The sequence below is a fragment of the Atribacterota bacterium genome, assembly GCA_028717805.1.
In the GTDB taxonomy this organism is placed as follows: Bacteria; Atribacterota; Phoenicimicrobiia; order Phoenicimicrobiales; family Stramentimicrobiaceae; genus Stramentimicrobium.
On the sequence record JAQUNC010000042.1, the window covers coordinates 1 to 17683 of the forward strand.

20 protein-coding genes and 1 riboswitch are annotated in these 17683 nt (G+C 34.4%); of the genes, 6 read left to right on the forward strand and 14 right to left on the reverse strand.

The window, feature by feature from the left end:
• The first annotated feature begins 314 nt into the window (after nucleotides 1-314).
• Both PHD84_08825 and PHD84_08830 read left to right on the forward strand, forming a co-directional pair.
• Entirely contained in the window at nucleotides 315-986 is a 672-nt protein-coding gene (locus PHD84_08825; GenBank protein MDD5637901.1) for an endonuclease V, read from the forward strand.
• Nucleotides 986-2233, forward strand: coding sequence for a competence/damage-inducible protein A (locus PHD84_08830; GenBank protein MDD5637902.1), 1248 nt, complete (start codon nucleotides 986-988; stop codon nucleotides 2231-2233). The genes PHD84_08825 and PHD84_08830 overlap by 1 nt, the downstream gene beginning before the upstream one ends.
• A gap of 111 nt (nucleotides 2234-2344) precedes the next feature.
• Here PHD84_08830 and PHD84_08835 read toward each other — a convergent pair whose 3' ends face one another.
• Nucleotides 2345-3184, reverse strand: a complete 840-nt coding sequence (locus tag PHD84_08835; protein ID MDD5637903.1) for an ASCH domain-containing protein — start codon at nucleotides 3182-3184, stop codon at nucleotides 2345-2347.
• Between the two features lie 443 nt (nucleotides 3185-3627).
• Here PHD84_08835 and PHD84_08840 point away from each other — a divergent pair, with 443 nt between their 5' ends.
• On the forward strand, nucleotides 3628-5001 hold the full coding sequence (locus PHD84_08840; GenBank protein ID MDD5637904.1) for an MATE family efflux transporter: 1374 nt from the start codon (nucleotides 3628-3630) through the stop codon (nucleotides 4999-5001).
• 10 nt (nucleotides 5002-5011) lie between these two features.
• On the opposite strand, the gene PHD84_08845 is transcribed toward PHD84_08840, so the two are convergent.
• Nucleotides 5012-5512 (reverse strand): GNAT family N-acetyltransferase, encoded by a 501-nt coding sequence (locus PHD84_08845; GenBank protein MDD5637905.1) that lies wholly within the window; start codon nucleotides 5510-5512, stop codon nucleotides 5012-5014.
• A gap of 58 nt (nucleotides 5513-5570) precedes the next feature.
• Nucleotides 5571-6440 carry an EamA family transporter gene (locus PHD84_08850; protein MDD5637906.1) on the reverse strand — a complete coding sequence of 290 codons (870 nt, stop codon included), beginning with the start codon at nucleotides 6438-6440 and terminating at the stop codon, nucleotides 5571-5573.
• A 401-nt stretch (nucleotides 6441-6841) separates the two neighbouring features.
• Between PHD84_08850 and mscL the strand changes: the two genes are divergently transcribed.
• Nucleotides 6842-7288: a large-conductance mechanosensitive channel protein MscL gene (gene mscL / locus PHD84_08855; GenBank protein MDD5637907.1), complete on the forward strand. Its 447-nt coding sequence runs from the start codon at nucleotides 6842-6844 to the stop codon at nucleotides 7286-7288.
• 272 nt (nucleotides 7289-7560) lie between these two features.
• Here the strand turns inward: mscL and PHD84_08860 are convergent, their stop codons facing one another.
• From PHD84_08860 to PHD84_08870, 3 genes are read right to left on the reverse strand one after another with little or no spacing between them, the layout of a single operon-like run.
• Nucleotides 7561-7692, reverse strand: coding sequence for an ATP-binding cassette domain-containing protein (locus tag PHD84_08860; GenBank protein ID MDD5637908.1), 132 nt, complete (start codon nucleotides 7690-7692; stop codon nucleotides 7561-7563).
• Nucleotides 7689-8114, reverse strand: coding sequence for an ATP-binding cassette domain-containing protein (locus PHD84_08865; protein MDD5637909.1), 426 nt, complete (start codon nucleotides 8112-8114; stop codon nucleotides 7689-7691). The genes PHD84_08860 and PHD84_08865 overlap by 4 nt, the downstream gene beginning before the upstream one ends.
• Before the next feature lies 1 nt (nucleotide 8115).
• Nucleotides 8116-8331, reverse strand: coding sequence for a hypothetical protein (locus tag PHD84_08870; protein MDD5637910.1), 216 nt, complete (start codon nucleotides 8329-8331; stop codon nucleotides 8116-8118).
• Between the two features lie 1069 nt (nucleotides 8332-9400).
• Between PHD84_08870 and PHD84_08875 the strand changes: the two genes are divergently transcribed.
• The gene (locus PHD84_08875) at nucleotides 9401-9940 is read left to right on the forward strand and encodes a hypothetical protein (GenBank protein ID MDD5637911.1); all 540 of its coding nucleotides are present in this window, start codon (nucleotides 9401-9403) and stop codon (nucleotides 9938-9940) included.
• A 572-nt stretch (nucleotides 9941-10512) separates the two neighbouring features.
• Here PHD84_08875 and PHD84_08880 read toward each other — a convergent pair.
• The 8 genes from PHD84_08880 to PHD84_08915 all read right to left on the reverse strand — a co-directional run bounded on the left by PHD84_08880 (nucleotide 10513) and on the right by PHD84_08915 (nucleotide 15879).
• On the reverse strand, nucleotides 10513-11043 hold the full coding sequence (locus PHD84_08880; GenBank protein ID MDD5637912.1) for a GNAT family N-acetyltransferase: 531 nt from the start codon (nucleotides 11041-11043) through the stop codon (nucleotides 10513-10515).
• Nucleotides 11044-11053: 10 nt separating this feature from the next.
• Nucleotides 11054-11728 (reverse strand): HD domain-containing protein, encoded by a 675-nt coding sequence (locus tag PHD84_08885; protein MDD5637913.1) that lies wholly within the window; start codon nucleotides 11726-11728, stop codon nucleotides 11054-11056.
• A 40-nt stretch (nucleotides 11729-11768) separates the two neighbouring features.
• A complete protein-coding gene (locus PHD84_08890; protein MDD5637914.1) occupies nucleotides 11769-12284 on the reverse strand; it encodes a hypothetical protein in 516 nt (171 codons plus the stop codon).
• Nucleotides 12285-12372: 88 nt separating this feature from the next.
• A complete protein-coding gene (locus tag PHD84_08895; GenBank protein ID MDD5637915.1) occupies nucleotides 12373-13047 on the reverse strand; it encodes a class I SAM-dependent methyltransferase in 675 nt (224 codons plus the stop codon).
• 14 nt (nucleotides 13048-13061) lie between these two features.
• Nucleotides 13062-13754 carry an ABC transporter ATP-binding protein gene (locus tag PHD84_08900; protein ID MDD5637916.1) on the reverse strand — a complete coding sequence of 231 codons (693 nt, stop codon included), beginning with the start codon at nucleotides 13752-13754 and terminating at the stop codon, nucleotides 13062-13064.
• A gap of 43 nt (nucleotides 13755-13797) precedes the next feature.
• On the reverse strand, nucleotides 13798-14853 hold the full coding sequence (locus tag PHD84_08905) for an ABC transporter substrate-binding protein (GenBank protein MDD5637917.1): 1056 nt from the start codon (nucleotides 14851-14853) through the stop codon (nucleotides 13798-13800).
• Nucleotides 14850-15617: an ABC transporter permease gene (locus tag PHD84_08910; protein ID MDD5637918.1), complete on the reverse strand. Its 768-nt coding sequence runs from the start codon at nucleotides 15615-15617 to the stop codon at nucleotides 14850-14852. Before PHD84_08910 ends, PHD84_08905 begins: the two co-directional genes overlap by 4 nt.
• Complete coding sequence (locus PHD84_08915) at nucleotides 15589-15879, reverse strand: thiamine-binding protein (GenBank protein MDD5637919.1); 291 nt, start codon at nucleotides 15877-15879, stop codon at nucleotides 15589-15591. Before PHD84_08915 ends, PHD84_08910 begins: the two co-directional genes overlap by 29 nt.
• A 65-nt stretch (nucleotides 15880-15944) precedes the next feature.
• A riboswitch (TPP riboswitch) is annotated at nucleotides 15945-16045 on the reverse strand.
• 509 nt (nucleotides 16046-16554) lie between these two features.
• On the opposite strand from PHD84_08915, the gene PHD84_08920 reads away from it, so the two are divergent.
• On the forward strand, nucleotides 16555-17259 hold the full coding sequence (locus tag PHD84_08920) for a DUF4386 family protein (protein ID MDD5637920.1): 705 nt from the start codon (nucleotides 16555-16557) through the stop codon (nucleotides 17257-17259).
• Nucleotides 17260-17683: the final 424 nt, after the last annotated feature.

The following is a 17683-nucleotide window of genomic DNA, read 5'->3' on the forward strand; positions in this document are numbered from 1 at the left end:
TAGCACATGCCGTCTATGAGAATAAGACGGAGTATGTACCAGGTTAAAAATAATATTAAGAAAAATTAAATAATATGTCTTTTAGGAGAGTTTGTGAGTTGACTTTTGACACAGTATCTGACGACTAAATTGATAGTATACAATATACTTAGTACGGTATACCATATCTATGTAACGCACTACGCACCACGATATACTATATACTATTTAAGGAGTTCTCAAGGGAAGGTATTCCCCTTGAATAATTGTAATATATGCTAAAATGTAATCAAAGTACAACATCATTAATAATATTTATTTCTTAGGAGAAAAAAGTGCACTCCCCAAAACTACATCCCTGGCATATTCCACCAGAACGGGCAGTAATTTATCAGAAGAGGTTGTCCCGATATATTTCGTTAGTGCCAAATTTTACCCAGATAAGAATAATTGCCGGAGTTGACGCCAGTTATAACAAACAAAATATTATTGGTGGTATTGCTATATTGACTTATCCTGACTTAACCTTACTTGACTATGATTCTGAAGTTAAACCAGTAAATTTCCCCTACATACCAGGTCTTCTTACCTTCAGAGAGGGACCTGTTTTAATAGAATTGTTTCGGAAAATAAAATGGAATCCTGATGTCATTTTCTTTGACAGACAGGGTATCGCTCACCCCAGGAGAATGGGTATTGCTACTCATATGGGTTTATTATTAGATCGGCCAACTATCGGCTGTGCTAAGTCACATCTAACAGGTAATTACACCAAGCCAGGTAAACACAAAGGATCCTATTCTATCTTGTTTCATAAAGATAGCATTATCGGTGCAGTGGTAAGAACCCGAAATAATGTAAAACCAGTCTTTGTTTCTCCTGGTAATCATATAAATCTAGAAAAGGCAATCGAGTTAACTCTGTCTTGCACAGTTAGTTACCGTATTCCTGAACCAATAAGGCAGGCACATATTTTGGTCCAAAAAATAAAAAAGGAGTGGAAGTAATGAATGTAGAAATTATCAGTATTGGCAATGAAATTCTATGTGGTAATATAATTGACACTAATGCAAATTATATCATTAAAAAATTAAGGGAAATAAATCTTAATGTACAGCACGTCTCTGCTGTCGGTGATGATGAAAGAGAACTGATTGCGCAATTGCAAGAATCCTATCAACGTTCTCAAATTATCATTACTACCGGAGGATTGGGACCTACAGAAGATGACCTTACTTTTCAATCAATTGCTAAAGCATTCGGGATAAAACTTGTTAGATATCCAGAAGCTGAAAAACATATGGTGGAAATATTAAATAGAATAAATGTCACTATTTCACCGAGCAATCTAAAGCAAGCTTTCTTACCTGAAGGCTCCCGGTGTATTCTCAATCCTTATGGAACTGCGCCTGCTATGATCCTGGAAAAAGAGGGTAGAATAATTGTTGCCCTTCCGGGCGTTCCCCTAGAAATGAAAAATTTAATAACGGAACAAATTATTCCATTCTTAGAAAAAAGGTTTCCTAACCTTCAGCATATGCAATCCCAAATTATTAGAATAAGCGGCCTGGGGGAATCGACTGTAAATGATAAGATTAAAGATTTCATCAACCGTAACCATAAACTAAATATTGGCATTTATGCCAGTCCAGAAGACATCCAAATTCAGTTAAACGCTCTGGCTAAAACACCGGAAGAAACAAAAAAGATTTTAGATCAGGCTTCTGAACAGCTTAAAGTGCTTCTAGGAGATTATATCTTTGGTTATAACCAGCAATCTCTGGAAGAAGTTATTGGCAATCTGCTAAGAACAAGAAAGTTAACACTGGCTGTGGCAGAATCATGTACTGGGGGAATGCTAGGAGAAATAATAACTTCAGTCCCAGGTAGTTCAGACTATTTTAAAGGTGGAATTATTAGTTATGATGGAGAGCTTAAAGAAAAGCTATTAGATGTATCCCGTGATGTTATGATTCAGTTCGGACAGGTCAGTGAACCAGTCGCCCGAGCAATGGCAGAGGGTATCCGTAAAAAGTGTAACAGTGACATTGGAATAAGTGTAACTGGGATTGCTGGTCCGGGAGGAGGAAGTCCAGGAAAACCAGTGGGATTGGTTTACATTGCTCTAGCTGATGAAAAACAGACCCTGGTACAGAAACATCAATTACATAAAGATAGGCAAATCATCCGTTTGCGTTCTGCACGTCGGGCTTTAAATACTCTAAGAGTATATCTTATTAACTATATCCAGTAAAAAACTGATATTATTTTCAAGGGTTAAGTCCCTGTCCCAGTCAATAAGGACTATATTTAAACCTTACTCTAGTCAACAAGGACATTCCCTTGAACTTAGTAAGGAAAGAAATCAAGCAATATCTAAATGGTCTATCTTTTTCTCATTAAGCTGCTTGATTATCTTAAATTGCGATATAACAACTGTTTTATTGGTAGAAAATTGTTTATTATTTTTTTTACACCATTTCTGAAAGGTCTTTTTATATTGTTCTACAACATTTTTGACACTATATTCTTTCAGGGTATCTGATTCTTTAATAAAATCACTAATTTTTTCAAATGGTTCCAGAGTGATCCCGGTAATTTCTAAGGCAGCAACAGGTATTCCTTTCCAATTATTCAAAAGAGCATAATCGCCGATTTCCGGAATAAGCTGATGGTATAAGTTATATTGATCTTTTAATTCAACTATTATTTTTTGCTGACTATTAAGAATTGCTCGATTAAATTCTTCAATATCTTTTTTCCCGTATCCGTTTTTAACAATATGAAAGTGGTTTTTTCTTTCAGTAAATTCATTTAATAAAATATCATAATAGGCTTCAATAATCGATTTACCGCTGAGAGAAGAAAAAGATTCTGATTCTCCAATACAGTTGATAGGTATCCATTGTATATTTCTGTATTTGGTTAAATCAAAGAGAACTTCCGATGATTCTTTACCCGGGCATAAAAAGAGATAAAGCTGTTGTTCATTACGAAAGATATCTAAAATGATTTTTTTACCAATCAAACTGGACTTGAGTGGAATAAAAGCTTGTTTAGCTAACAGCTCTACATTTAATCTATTAGAAGGTTTGTTAATGGGGTCTTCTACTTCTGGTAAAAACCAACTATTATCAGCCAATCTGTTTTTTGTTTTTACCCATAAAGCTTTGTGTTCTCTATCCAGGATTAAGAGAAAAGCCATATCAACTCCTGTAGCTATTGATACTAAGGAAAGACTTTTTTGTTAATACCCGCTTATTCAGAGTATTGTGCTCGATAAAAAATAACATTTTTCTGATCTATCTTTAGAACTTAGATTATAATTTCCCTTATCTTTATTTATATAAATTAATTTCTTGGAAAAAAATAAGTTTTGTAATATTATAAAGGTATCAATCAAAAACTGAGGAAATAGCAAATTAGAAAAAGGCTGTTAAAGTCTTTTTTTGTTATTATAGCATATAAATATTAGTTTTTTAAGAAAAATATAAATCAATATTTTAGAGCATCCGAATTGCAAAAATTCAGATGCTCTAAAATGAAATTTTTTATAAACCATATACTGGATTATTCTCCTGACCATCGTGCAATAAACATTTTTTATGAACATCAAGATTTTGGTCAAAATACAAAAGGTAATTAATTATGACAAGAAGAACAAGTAGAGATTTAACTGAAGGAAATATAATAAAAAATTTACTGGTGGTTTCTATGCCCACCATGTTTGGATTCTTTGCTCAAACCCTTTATGATTTGATTGATATGGTCTGGATTGGAAGAATTTCTGCTCAGGCAGTAGCTGGAGTGGCTATTTTTGTAACTATTTTCTGGTTTGCCGATATTGTAAATGAAATTATTGGAATTAGCTCAGTATCTCTCATCTCTCAAAATTATGGAGCAGGCAAACTGGAAAAAACAAAACAAATAATTGAACAATCGATTTTCTTTAAAGCTATCGTTTCTCTGATTATGTCAGTCATACTAATTTTAATTTTAAGACCACTCAGCATATTTTTTTCCAATGATCCTATGGTAGTTAACCATATCTTAGATTATGGAATTATCCGTTCTATTTTTCTTCCCTTTATGTTTTCATCATTCAGTGTCAACACAGCTTTACGTTGTATTGGTGATGCCAGGAGTCCTATGTTTATTATGATATTAACTTCCATTCTAAATATCGTCCTGGATCCAATTTTGATGTTTGATACTATTCCCGGCACCTCCATTGCGGGAATGGGACTGGGAATTCGGGGAGCAGCTATTGCCACTGTAATATCAACTATAGTTGCTTTTTCAATAGGTCTATTTATTCTATTATCCGGTAAAAGTTATATCAAAATATCTTTCTCTGGCCTATTTAAATTAAGCAAAGAAAACATGAAAAAATTTAGCATTATTGGACTACCCACTGGTTTGGAAATGTTTTTCCGGCAGGGTGGTCAATTTTTATTATTAAAGTTTGTCTCAATTTACGGTACACTTGCTCTAGCTACCTTTGGAATAGGAATGAAGCTGTTTAATCTGGTTTTTCTTCCTTTACTGGGTTTATCAATGGGTGGAAGTACTGTTGCCGGACAAAATTTGGGAGCTAATAAGATTGAAAGAACACACCGTACTGCAATTTGGGCTTCTTTACTGGGAATTTTTATAACTGGCATTATCGCCTCTTTTACTCTGCTTTTTCCTGAATTTATTATCAAGATATTTATTAACCAAAGAGAGGTAATAGAGATAGGTAAAAAAATGGTTTACATCATTTCTCCCAGCTTTATTGCTGTAGCTATTTCTATGGGATTAAATACTGTGTTTGCTGGCTCAGGTTATAATTTCCCTTATTTATTTTCAGGAATTGCCTCTCGCTGGTTCTTTCAGATTCCCTATTCCGCTTTGGTGGTATATGTGTTACACCTGCCGATTACCTATATCTGGATTGGCTTCCTGGTAGCTGAATTTATAGAACTGCTGGTTATCTATATCTTTTATCAGAAGGGGAGATGGAAAATTACCAGAGTATAAAGATGCTCACTTAAGGAATGAGTTTTTTCATGGCCTTCTGATCCATACGGTAAACAACCCATTCCGTTAGTGGATAGGCACCCATGTTTTCATAAAACTTTCGGGCAGGATTCCAGTTCAAAACCAGCCATTCCATCCTACCACATTTTCTTTCTCTGGCTAATCCTACACACTTCAAGAATAATGCTTTTCCAATGCCTTTACCTCGAAATTTTTCTCTTACAAACAGGTCCTCAATATAAAAGCCGGGTTTACCCAGAAAGGTGGAATAATTATGAAAAAAGATAACCATACCGGCTGGTTGATCTTCCCAGTAAGCTATTTCTGCCTCTGCATAAGCTTTTTGACCAAATAATTTATCTCTTATAGCTTCTTCATTATTTAAGACTTGGTCAGCTAATTTTTCGTAAACCGCTAACTCCTTTATCAAGGACAACAAAATTGGGGCATCCTGTTCTACAGCTGGTCTAATTAATAATTCTTGTTGCTTTTTATTTTCACTTTTTTTCAAATCAATTTACCTTCCTTTTCAAGATTTAACCTATCATTAGTAATCTATTATAATTAAACTAAAAATTCAAATATAATAGCCATCCTCCAACCAGAATTATGATAGTTCCTGGTATTTTCTCCCGAATATTTTCCCGGAAAATAATAGCTGAAAAAAGCAGTGTTAATATCACAGAAAGATTGCTTAATGGTTCTGCTAAACTCAAATCAAGTTGCCGCATAGCATATAGTAAAAATAGATAGGAAAAACCATTAGTAATGCCACTGCTTATAGATAGCTTTGGTTTTTTAAAAAATACTTCTTTAACTATTTTAATATTACCCCTGATTAATAATATAGCTAACAAATTAAAGGAAATAAAGAAATAAAGTACGGTGGCATAAATAACGGGATGAATATTGGGAAGATAGTATTTATCTATAATCCTCCCTAAACTCTGGCTAACAATAGCTAAAAGCATCATCCTAGTAGGTAGATCAGTAATTATATATTGCAATGAATAGAGTGGATTCCAAATATCTTTCAAAAATGAAGCTCCTGTAATCATTAATAAAACACCAATTACTTTGGTTAAGGTAAATGGTTCGGATAGAAAGAAAAAAGAAAAAATAACTAAAATTAATCCATTTAAACTATATATAGGCGTCACTAATGATGTCTCTCCTGTAGCGAGAGATGACACAAAAGCATAGGCATATATAGTATATAAAAGACTACTAATATAACAGGGAATCAAGAAAAGTATACTGGTAACTGGAACAAATAAAGACAGGGGAACAAGAATAATTGCTCCGAAGATAAAGAATAAAAAGGTGGCGGCTAAATTATAATCAATATCACCTTGCCGATTCCCCAGCATTCTAACTATGATTTTTTCAATGGCAATTAAAAGAATCCTGGCTAATAAAGCTAAATAAGAAATTATAATAGGTAAATCCTTTCTATGGTAAAATTGTTTTTTAATAATTTATTAGCAATATTTAATGGCAAAACATTATATTAAAATAACCTAAAATTAATCTTTTAGCAATAACAATCAAAGGGGTACCCTGAAAATTTCCCGATACTCCTCTAAAGCCTTTTTATTTTCTGAAATAATCTAAAAACTTATTGTGATAAGCTGATAAAAAGAGTAAAATATCATTATAAAATATATAAATAAAATTGAATAATAATCATAAATCCATAGAAATAATACACAGCTCATCTACTTTTAACTTCACTCTCTTCTACATTGATAAAAAACACAACAGCAAGAAACAGTTAAATGTTATAAATCTGGTTAAAAAAATTAAATATTTTTTTCTAGAAAAGGAAAGGAGATCCATTATGTTAGAAGAATTTAAAAAATTTGTAATGCGGGGAAACGTGCTGGATATGGCAGTAGGAATTGTTATTGGTGCTGCTTTTGGTTCAATAATTACTTCCTTTGTGAAGGATGTAGTCATGCCACCTATTGGTCTTCTCTTAGGAGGAATAGATTTTAGTAATCTGTTTATCTTACTTAAACAGGGAGCTACTTCAGGTCCTTATCTTACCTTAGCCGAGGCTCAGGAAGCAGGAGCAGTTACTCTAAATTATGGATTATTCATCAACACCATTATTAGTTTTTTAATAATTGCTTTGGCTATTTTTTTGGTTATTCGTAAAGTCAACAGCTGGAAGAAAAAAGAAGAGGCTCCTCCTCTTTCGACTAAAGAATGCCCACATTGTTTTACTATGATTCCAATCAAGGCAAAACGTTGCCCTAACTGTACTTCCGAATTAGCCAAGTGAATAGGTTGAACAATTTTCGAGAAAATAGATAAAAACCCAAGGGAATCAGTTCTTATCGATGGACTGCCCGCCCTGGATTTTTATCTATTTTAGTTCGTTTTCTTAAATTATTAGAAATTAATTTGAGCAAATCTGGGGTGTTAGCACAATATTGTCAACCTCATAACCCCAATCGTCAGCCTGTTGAATTAACGAATTATAGATGTTTTGCTCCATCTTATGAAGACAAACTCCTTCAATTATGGTTTATAACCAGATTGGGTAATTTGGTATTAATTATTATTTGAGTCCAGATTTCCGGTTGGTTCATCTGCTAAAATTAGAGATGGTTCCTTAATTAAGGAACGGGTGATTGCTACTCTTTGCTGCTGCCCACCGGAAAGGTTATTCCCCTTATTGTTCATTCGTTCTTTAAGATCAACCAGTTCAATAATTCTTTTGATCTTTTTATCTTCCGGGCTGGCACTATTTCATCTTTAATCCAGGCAGGTATAAGTACATTTTCCAAGGTGGTAAATTCCTTTAATAAAAAATAAAATTGAAAAATAAAACCAATATGCTCATTCCTGAACTCAGCCAGCTCATTTACCTCCATCTTCCCTAAAGATTGATTCTGAAAATACACCTCTCCTGATATTGGCTTATCCAAAACACCTAAAATATTAGCCAGGTTTGTTTTGCCACATCCAGAAGGGCCAATAATAGCAATAAAATCATTTTGTTTTACTGTCAGACTAATCTTTCTTAGAGCTATTGTTTTAATAATTTGACCATATACTTTTTTGATTTCTTTTGCCTCTAATAAAATCTGCTGCTCCTCAGGCATTTCAGATAACCTCAATAGAATTTAATCGGGTAGAACTATTGGCAGGAATAACTGCTGATATTATACAGGCCAGGGTAGTAAGAATTTTCTCATAGTAATCTGTCTGTTTTACCCTGGAATAAGATACTTTTAACTGATTTGAATCCTGGTAAAGATAAAATATTCCAAATCCAATTAAAATGATTACTAACAAAAAAATATCTTTTTTATCATCCAATGCTAAGCCTCCATAAAATCAATCTTGCTTCTCTTTCCCAAAACTATTAAAATAAATATTATTGCTACGCAATTCTACCTTCAAAAACCTTTTTAAGCAACAAATTTCTTATTCTGAATAAAAACTGCTTGCTAAGCAAAATAAAATATCAATTTAGCAATTCCCTTATCTGCAAATTTGTATTTTTATTATTATCAGGTATAATATAGGTAGTCACAAATTACAATACTTGATTTCAATAGTAGATACCCTAATGAAACTAATAAGGTGAAATTTAAATAAGAGTTCAACTTACATAGATGGTGCAGTATCCTAGTTAATACCCTGTTCTTGAAGGCGGGCCTAAAAATCCGTCAAGGGCACACCGATGAAGTTCCTGGTGTTGGCTGCTGACGCCCAGTTGGGAGCTGATGCTGGGAGTTAAGGTTAAGGGGCGATCCGTAATGGCATGCGGGCGTAGACCCCTTTACCGTGGAGGCTTATATATTCTGGGAAAGTATATAAGCGAACCTGCATCTGTTGCAAGATGGGTGCAGCGTAGCCTGCTTTGCGTGGTTCAGGGGGAGGCATAAAAACTTGGTATGTATCGAGGTACCCGGTACCATTACTATAGCTGAAACCTGGACTGCTAAAGAAGCTAGGGGACAGTGAGTATTTGAAGGAAAACTTCTAGGCTGTCGGCTTTCTGTCGGATAGGTCAGGGATTGAAGTGTGGTCTTAGTGGCAATCCAGTCCTATAACGGGTGACCATATAGCTGGAATATGAAAGGGAAACCACCTGGCTGGAAACAACAGGCTATTCCAGGGGAAAACCTACTGGACCTAAGCCGCAACATTGACCTGGCTTATTGCCATCTATGTTAGAAGCTAAAAATTTAAAAAACATGGTAATAAAGGTAAGTATCCCCTTAAATATCCCGAGGACATTTACTACCCAAGAATATGATTCCTCAGGATCATAAAATATATAAAATCATTAATCTTAATGTATTAAGATTGAATTAAGGGATTGTTAAGGGGAGGGATTCCTCTTGAATAATTTACCATTAATCTCAGGGTGATTCTTATATTGAAGAATTTGAAAGAAAGCATTATAGTCACTGTTCTAACCTTTTGCTTAACTATAATAACTGCATTAATTGCCTATTCCTGGATCGACTCAATTTCTTTTTTTCTAGCCGTTATAATTCTACTTATTATCATCTCTATAGGCGTTATTGGTGATATGATTGGTTTTGCAGCCGCTGCAGCAGAAGAAAAATCCTTTCATTCCAAAGCAGCAAAAAAAGTCTTTGGCGCTAAAAAGGGGCTTTTTTTAGTTAAAAATGCTAATCGTGTCGCCAATTTCATGGGTGATATTATAGGGGATATTTGTGGAATTTTGAGTGGTTCTTTAGGAACAGTTTTAGTAATTAAAATAGCAAGTAAATGGCAAACTCCCAAAAGCTGGCTTGACTTGTTGGTGCTTGGTCTTATTGCAGCTATTACTGTTGGAGGGAAATCTTTTTTAAAGAGTTATGGCTTGCATAAGGCTAATGAAATAATCTTAGTGGTGGGTAAAATCTTAGCCAGTCCGGCCTTGCTGAAACGCATTATTAAAAAATTTTAATTATCTTTCCTAACCTAATTCAACAAATCTGAAAGAATGCAAACATATTGTAATCTGGTTTAATAAAAATTCAAAAACCCTGAGCCAGAGGGATGGTCAGGGTTTTTGAATTCGTCTGAATTCTGCGATTTATCTGAACTGATTATTGGAATAATCAGTTAGAAGTCTTGTGTTATTATTTTTTCTTTTTTTCTGTTTCTTTTGTCTTCTTTCCGCAACCTTTAACCATTTCGGCACCTCTTTTCTATAATCATTATTAATTATAAAGGAACCTCTTCACTAATCTTTGCATCGACCAAAATTAATATTGTTTCTACTAAATAACTTATACATTTAAATAAATCATTTGTCAATATATTTTTAAATCATTAGAATAAATTTTACAAGATAAAAAATACTCCTTACTTTTACTCTATTAGAGTGTCTCCAAATCCTACTTCTTCTAACCACCAGGTGGGATATTCAACTGAGTCAAGGGCATTCACATAACCATCATCATCTTTTCTTTCCTAAAACTTAATTTATTTTTAATCATTCTAATGGTAATTATTATTTTTAATAAAGTAAATATCTTATCTCGCTCTTAAAATCCATTTCTGAACAGATCTTTTTTGTCCGAAGCGAATACAATTAATCGTACGGTAATATTCAAATCCAAGCTTCCTCATGACTGCTTTAGCCCTGATATTATTCGGGAGAATAAGGGCGTAAATATTTTCTAAATAAAACAGCTGGATTATATTATTAAGCAGAGGGAGTGCTGCTTCCACCATAAAACCCTTTCCCCATTCACGGGGGAAAATCATAAAAAACATCTCAGCAATCATATGTTTTAAATCTACCTTAAATCCGCACCCCCCAATAAGGTAATTATCTTTTTTCTTATAAATGGAATATAATAACCAGGTATAATCAGGATTTGTTTTTTGGGAAATTTGACTTAAAAAATCTCTCACTCTTTGAAAATCAGTAGAAAAATCAGGAATGTCTAATGAGTTATTAACCATTGGATTGGTTAATAATAAAAAGAACTCATTAAAATCTTTCTGATGATAGGGATAGATTTTAAGATGTTCAGTCTGAAAACATAATTTTACTGACAAAATTAATCCCTTACTTTTCCCCTCTCCACTCCTGATAAAAACGATACAAATACTTCTTTAGAAAATCATGTCTACCCTGAGCTAATTTCTTACCATAAGCAGTATACATCAGATCCTTTAATTTTAGTAGTTTTTCATAAAAATGATTAATAGAAGGACCTTCAGTATTTTTGTATTCCTCCCGGGATATATTAAGGTTAGGGGGAATTCTGGGATCATAAATAGGTCTGTGGTAATAACCACCATAGGTAAAAGCTCGGGCAATACCGATTGCTCCCATGGCATCAAGTTTATCGGCATCACTCACAGCTTTAAACTCCAGGCTCTTTTTATCTGTTCTGTTTTTATCCTTTTGGGAAAGGGTCTTCATAAAAGAAATATCTTTGGTAATAGTAATTATCTTTTTAATAAGAGAGGAATTGAGTGGTAATGAATGTAAATATCTGGCCACTACATCTGATCCCCGTTTTTCATCACCAGCAAAAAACTTATAATCACCAATATCATGAAGCAGGGCAGCCATTTCCACAATAAAAGGATCTGCTCCTTCTTCTTTTGCTATCTTTAAAGCTATCATTCTCACTCTATAGGTATGCCACCAATCATGACCGGTAGCTTCTCGCTGAAAAAAATCCTGTACATATTTTTCTGTTTTTTCTATTATCTGATTAGAACTTAATATCATCTTTCATCTTACCTAATGCGATATACTATAATTATCTTTTTTATGGTTTAACTATCTTTAGTTGGCCAAAGATTACATTAGCTTCGATATCTAGATATGGCTTATCGGATTGAATATTCCCCAGTCTATATTCTGTTGAACCGATAATACTTACAGATTGGTCTGGTAATTGTAGGCTACCAAATACTGAACTAGCATGAACTGCCGATGGTATTTTCGGATTAAGTATTAAACTGCCTGAGCCAAAAATAACATTAAGCTTAATTTTTTGATGTGATGCTGGTAATTTTAAATCATTAAGGTCCATTATGCCTTCAGCAAAGATGATATTTTTTTCCCTGAAAGGTTCACTTAAGTCTATTTTCTTCCGGTCAAAGATGACTTCATGGCTTCCCCCAAATTGTCCAAATAAAATAATAATGCCTAAAATCACCAGGGCAATGCCGGGAAACAGGCGAAAAAAATTCACCTTTATTCCCAGAACATTAGCTAACAATAATGCTAAACCTACTATTAAAAGAATAATACCGCTTATTATACTTCCTGTTATTCTCATTTGGTATTCCTTTCTTTTTAGATAACTTTTAATTATTACAACTGTAATACAATAATTTTATTATATTAGCAGAGCAAAGACAACTGAATTATTTATGCCAGAGAACACAGAAAAAACCTCCACGTTTATAGCGGGAAAATTCCTCTTCTTTGAATAGACTAATTTCTGATTCTGTCAAATCAGGCGGTATAAAAAGACATTCCCTAACATCTACTAGGGATTCATGTTTAATCTTAATTATCTCTTCAGGAGTTCTGAAACGGGCATACTGAAATACCTTTACTTTGTTCTGATATTCTACTTCCTGGTATAATTGTCCCCAGACACTATCTTTATTGATACTACCTACCAGAATGAGACCTCCTCTCTTGCAAACTCGAAACATTTCTAAAACCATCCTGGGGTAATCAGAAATAAACTCAATGGTAGCCATCGATAAAACTCCATCAAAGGTATTATCCAGAAATTCTAAATTCAGACAATCCATTTCCTTAAATTCAATCTTTGCTTTTTTCTGTTCGGCTTTTTTACGTGCTTTAGCTAACATCTCCCGGGAAGTATCAACTCCTATAACAAATGTGCCTAACTGTGCTAGTTTTATGCTGAAATTGCCGGTTCCACAACCGACATCCAGAATATGCATGCCAGGTTTTACTTTAAAGAGGCTGAAAGCGCATTCTGTCTCTACATTGTCGATATGTTCTCCCATTTTAGTTTCATACCATTTATCATAATTTTCTGCTTCTAAATCAAATATTGCCAATTACTCTTCTCCTTTCAGGATAAATTTAATAAGATATGCCTTTTAATGCGATTAAATTGGCTTGAAGTCACAATTTCTCTTTCTCTTGGTTTTGGCAGGCGGATAGGAACTTCTTCTCTTATTCTCGCTGGACGTTCAGTAAGAACATAAATACGGTCTGAAAGATAAATTGCCTCTTCGATATCATGGGTCACAAATAACACAGAGGCTTTGAGTCTATCTGCTACCTGTAATAGCCAAGATTGCATCTTAGAACGCGTTATGGCATCCAAACCGGCAAATGGTTCATCCAATAATACTATATCTTTTGAAAACATATAGGTTCTTAACAGTGCTGCTCTCTGTCTCATACCCCCTGAAAGCTGAAAGGGATATTTATATTCAAAACCTTCTAAACCGAATAGTTTGAGATAAGGGACTACCTTATTTCTGGCTTCCCTGACCGTTTCTCCTTTAATAATTAAGGGAAGAATGGTATTATCAATAACCTTTTTCCAGGGTAATAACAAATCCTTCTGATACATATAGCTAACATGTCCGATTTCTCCGGTGCAATCCCTACCATCAATATATACTTTACCCTCATCAATGGGTACTATCCCGGCTATCATGTTGAAGATGGTGCTTTTTCCACAACCACTGGGTCCAATTAAGGTTACAAACTCATTCTTACTCAGATAAAAAGAAACATCTTCAATAATGGGCATCTTTTCATATTGTTGTGTAAAATGACTGACTCTTAATTTAATATTATTTCTCCTCTCCCGGTAAAAAAGAATTATCAAAAGCTGACTCTACCTCAAGCATTCTGTCTATAAGACCTCTTCCGTACAGCCAACTGGCATAATTTCCCCAGCGTTGTGCCTTCATCTCACCCCAGTAGGGGGCATCAGCCTGATACTCTTTTGCTAAATACTGCTGACTGGCAATAGCTATTTCACAGTCAATTTCCGGTGCATATTTTAGCAAATCCTGAACGGCTAACTCCGGATTTACTATAGAGAATTGATAACCTTTTTTAGTAGCCCTTAAAAACTTGCGCACTAATTCCGGCTCCGTTGCCAATAGTTGTTCTCGAGCAATTATTACTGGTGTATAAAAATCCAATTCTGGAGCATAATCCTGTAAAAAGATAAAGTTAATGGGAAAATTTTTAAGCTCTGAAGCTACTCCATCCCACCCGTAGTAAATCCAGGTATAATCTACATATTCCTGAACCGCGGCAAAAAAGTCAATAGCACCGATAGTTACTATTTCCGTTTTACTAAAATCAGCCCTATCAATATCCATTAAGGCCTTAATTGTTGCTTCCTCAACAGGAGAACCCCAGCCACCATATTTCTTACCCTCAAAATCACGGGGACGCTTAATTCCCTTTTCCACCGGAGAAGCAAAACCGGATGTATTATGCTGAAGAATAGCAGCAATAGCAACTACTGGTAATGGTTCTTCAGAGGTGCGAGCAAAGGTAACCTGTTCTTGATAACTGATACCAAATTCTCCCTGACCGGCTGCAATTAAGGCAGCTGAACCTCCCTCTGAGGGCTGAATAATATTTACCAGTAATCCTTCCTCCTGATAAAAGCCTCTTTCCAGAGCAACATACATTCCGGTGTGATTGGTATTGGGAACCCAATCTAATAAAACAGTAACTTCTCTCAATGACTCCCCTGATAAGACAACAGCTGTATTAATCATTAGCATAAATAGCATACTTACCAGACAGGTAAGAAAAATAATGGAATATTCTAATTTTTTAATTTTGTAAATATACCACATATCTCTACACTCCTTTTTATTACTCATTTATTCATTGCCCTTCTCCAGGGCATTACCAGAAATTGAATCAGTTCAATTATCTTAAATAGAATCATACTTAAGATTATGATAATCAGAATACTGGCAAAAACTTTATCCAGAGCAAAGGATTGCCTCACCCGGGTCATATAAACACCCAATCCTGATTTACCTCCCATCCATTCTCCTATTACCGCACCGATGATACTATAAGTGGCAGCAATTTTAAGACCAGAAAAAAAACTGCTTAAAGATGATGGGAACTTGGCTAAATAAAAAATTTGCCAGCGATTTGCCTTCATTGATTTCATTAAATTTAATAAATCCTGATCCAAAGAGTTTAGTCCTTCTAGTAGACTGACCACAATAGGGAAAAAACAGACCAGTATTACTACCATGATTTTGGGAAGTATACCAAATCCAAACCACATAGCAAAAAGGGGAGCCAGAACCATAATAGGGATTGTTTGGGATATTACCAGTAATGGTTGTACAGCTTTCCTGATGAGAGTGAAATTATCCATTAATACTGCCAGGATTACCGAAATAACAATTGCGACAACCAATCCAGTTAACGCTTCTTGCAGGGTTGTATAAATATGCTCCTTTATATCTGGTAGAATCTTAATACATACCATTACAACATCCCAGGGTGAAGGCAAGATATAACGAGCAATAATCCCCCCATCAACAATTAGCTGCCAGAGAGATACTAAAAGAGCTAAAAAAAATAAGGGGATTGTTTTATCTCCTATATTTCCCAACCTTTTCATCAATGGACACACCTGTCTTTTTATAATCAATTTTTACCAGTGATATGACCCTTATTGCTCCCTGTTCTATACATATTTTTTGAGCTTTCTTGACTATCTCCAGTAATTCATCAAGTTCTCCTTCCAAGGTAGTCTCCATGGCACCAACTTCATACTTAATACCACAGGAAGCAATGTAGGAAATTACTTCATCTATTACCTGGTAAAGTCTTTCTTCTGCAACATATGGTAATACCTGTAATCCAAGAGTAATTTTAGCCATATTTACCTCCAAAAAAAATCGCTATTACCTGAACATAAGTAATAGCGATCAAATTTAACTCTATTTAAAGTCAAGGGTTACTTCCCTCCGCTAGAATTACCTAGGTCAGGTTCAGGGGTCAAAGCAAAATGCTTTTTCTCAGCAAATAGCTCCCCCAGTAACTTGTTGTCATTGCATGTTATGGTAAGATTATTATACCACCTCTACCCCTTTTGTAAAGATTATGTTTGCGTCCAATACATCTGCAACATAGCAGGGATCTTTGTTATTTATTAACTTACTACAATATCCAATCGGCGTCAAAATGTTCCTGGTTTCGGGTAGGCCTACCTTTTAGTCAAAATAAGTTATAATGCTCAAAATAAGTATGAAATACCTTTCTTATATTTAATTATCTATCTCCTTGGTTATTCTCCAAAAAAAGAGAAAGACTCTACCGTTATCTTCTTACACAGTACGGTATTTGGCTGTTATATTGGAAAACGGATTGGCTATGATGATTAGATATGATTATGATTTGAAATTAGATTTTTATTTTTTTCTAATATACTACATTTATTCCAGTAGAGTTTCGGATAAAATTTATTAACAAATTAACTTTATTAAAGTAAAATTATAACAAATAAAAATCTGTCACAAATATTCTGAAATGTTTATAAAAAAAGGAGGATAAAAATGAAAGAAAATAAAAGTGTTTTAATTAATGAAGCGGATCTAGAAAGATGGGCTCTCCTCTACCGGATTGCCGGGTATTCTGCTATCGGTATGATCTTGATTATTCCCATTCAGATTGTTGTTTATATGGTATATCCTGTCCCTGAATCAATCGAGAGCTGGTTTGAATTATTTCATAATAACTGGTTTATTGGTTTGTTGCACATGGATTTTCTCTACATTATCAATATTCTATTGTTGGGAGTGCTATATCTTGCCTTTTACTTTTCTCTGCGAGAAAGGAATAAAACCCTGATAACTGTTGCCTTATTTTTCGGTTTTGTCAGTATTGCAGCCTATCTGTCATCAAATACCTGTTTCGAGATGCTTTTTTTAAGCAGCCATTATTACAGTGCTACCTCAGAGGCAGTTAAAGCCAGCTATCTTGCTGCCGGCCAGGGAATGATTGTTACCTGGGTAGGCACTGCATTTAATGTATACTATGTTTTAAATGCGGTTGTTCTAATAATCGTCGCAAGTGTTATGTTACAAAGCCCTGTATATGGAAAGAAGATAGCAATTACCGGTCTGATTTCCGGTCTCTTGATGCTTATACCTTCAACAGCAGGAAATATCGGCCTTATCTTTTCAATGGCATCCCTTATTCCCTGGCTTATCTTTGCTATTATGATTGCCATTAAATTTTTACATTTGAGCAAACTTTAGAAAAATAAGCGACTAATTATATTTGTCTAAAAGACATTTGTCTTTAATTTTTCCTGTCAATTATGTTATTATAATTACGAGGGCAGCCGGTCCTTCAGACAAGCCGCTTATATCTTTTTTTCAGGCAAAAAAAGAGAGGGTAAAAAGTTTCTTTTCTGTTTACCGGCTGTCCTTTTTTTTGTTTCCTGAATCGGCTCAAATGCAAAAGAGGGTTACAGGGAAAGAGAAGTGTTCCTGATACTAAGAAAGGAAGGCAAATTAATGCCAAATTAAACACTTTAATACAAATACTAATAACTATACAGTATATAGTCGCTTTTTTCCTTCGGAAACCGTTGAAAAATATAGAATTTGACTCTGTAAAATTACAGTGTTTTTCTGCATTCTGCTATTTAATCGGAAATCCTTTTTCTTTTAATTCTCT

What these genes read in the sequence shown, in the direction of transcription:
- PHD84_08830 (MDD5637902.1), top strand. Translation starts at nt 986, where the DNA reads ATGAATGTAGAAATTATCAGTATTGGCAATGAAATTCTATGTGGTAAT.
- PHD84_08835 (MDD5637903.1), bottom strand. Translation starts at nt 3,184, where the DNA reads ATGGCTTTTCTCTTAATCCTGGATAGAGAACACAAAGCTTTATGGGTA.
- PHD84_08840 (MDD5637904.1), top strand. Translation starts at nt 3,628, where the DNA reads ATGACAAGAAGAACAAGTAGAGATTTAACTGAAGGAAATATAATAAAA.
- mscL (MDD5637907.1), top strand. Translation starts at nt 6,842, where the DNA reads ATGTTAGAAGAATTTAAAAAATTTGTAATGCGGGGAAACGTGCTGGAT.
- PHD84_08860 (MDD5637908.1), bottom strand. Translation starts at nt 7,692, where the DNA reads ATGAACAATAAGGGGAATAACCTTTCCGGTGGGCAGCAGCAAAGAGTA.
- PHD84_08865 (MDD5637909.1), bottom strand. Translation starts at nt 8,114, where the DNA reads ATGCCTGAGGAGCAGCAGATTTTATTAGAGGCAAAAGAAATCAAAAAA.
- PHD84_08885 (MDD5637913.1), bottom strand. Translation starts at nt 11,728, where the DNA reads ATGATATTAAGTTCTAATCAGATAATAGAAAAAACAGAAAAATATGTA.
- PHD84_08890 (MDD5637914.1), bottom strand. Translation starts at nt 12,284, where the DNA reads ATGAGAATAACAGGAAGTATAATAAGCGGTATTATTCTTTTAATAGTA.
- PHD84_08900 (MDD5637916.1), bottom strand. Translation starts at nt 13,754, where the DNA reads ATGCCCATTATTGAAGATGTTTCTTTTTATCTGAGTAAGAATGAGTTT.
- PHD84_08905 (MDD5637917.1), bottom strand. Translation starts at nt 14,853, where the DNA reads ATGAGTAATAAAAAGGAGTGTAGAGATATGTGGTATATTTACAAAATT.
- PHD84_08910 (MDD5637918.1), bottom strand. Translation starts at nt 15,617, where the DNA reads ATGAAAAGGTTGGGAAATATAGGAGATAAAACAATCCCCTTATTTTTT.
- PHD84_08915 (MDD5637919.1), bottom strand. Translation starts at nt 15,879, where the DNA reads ATGGCTAAAATTACTCTTGGATTACAGGTATTACCATATGTTGCAGAA.
- PHD84_08920 (MDD5637920.1), top strand. Translation starts at nt 16,555, where the DNA reads ATGAAAGAAAATAAAAGTGTTTTAATTAATGAAGCGGATCTAGAAAGA.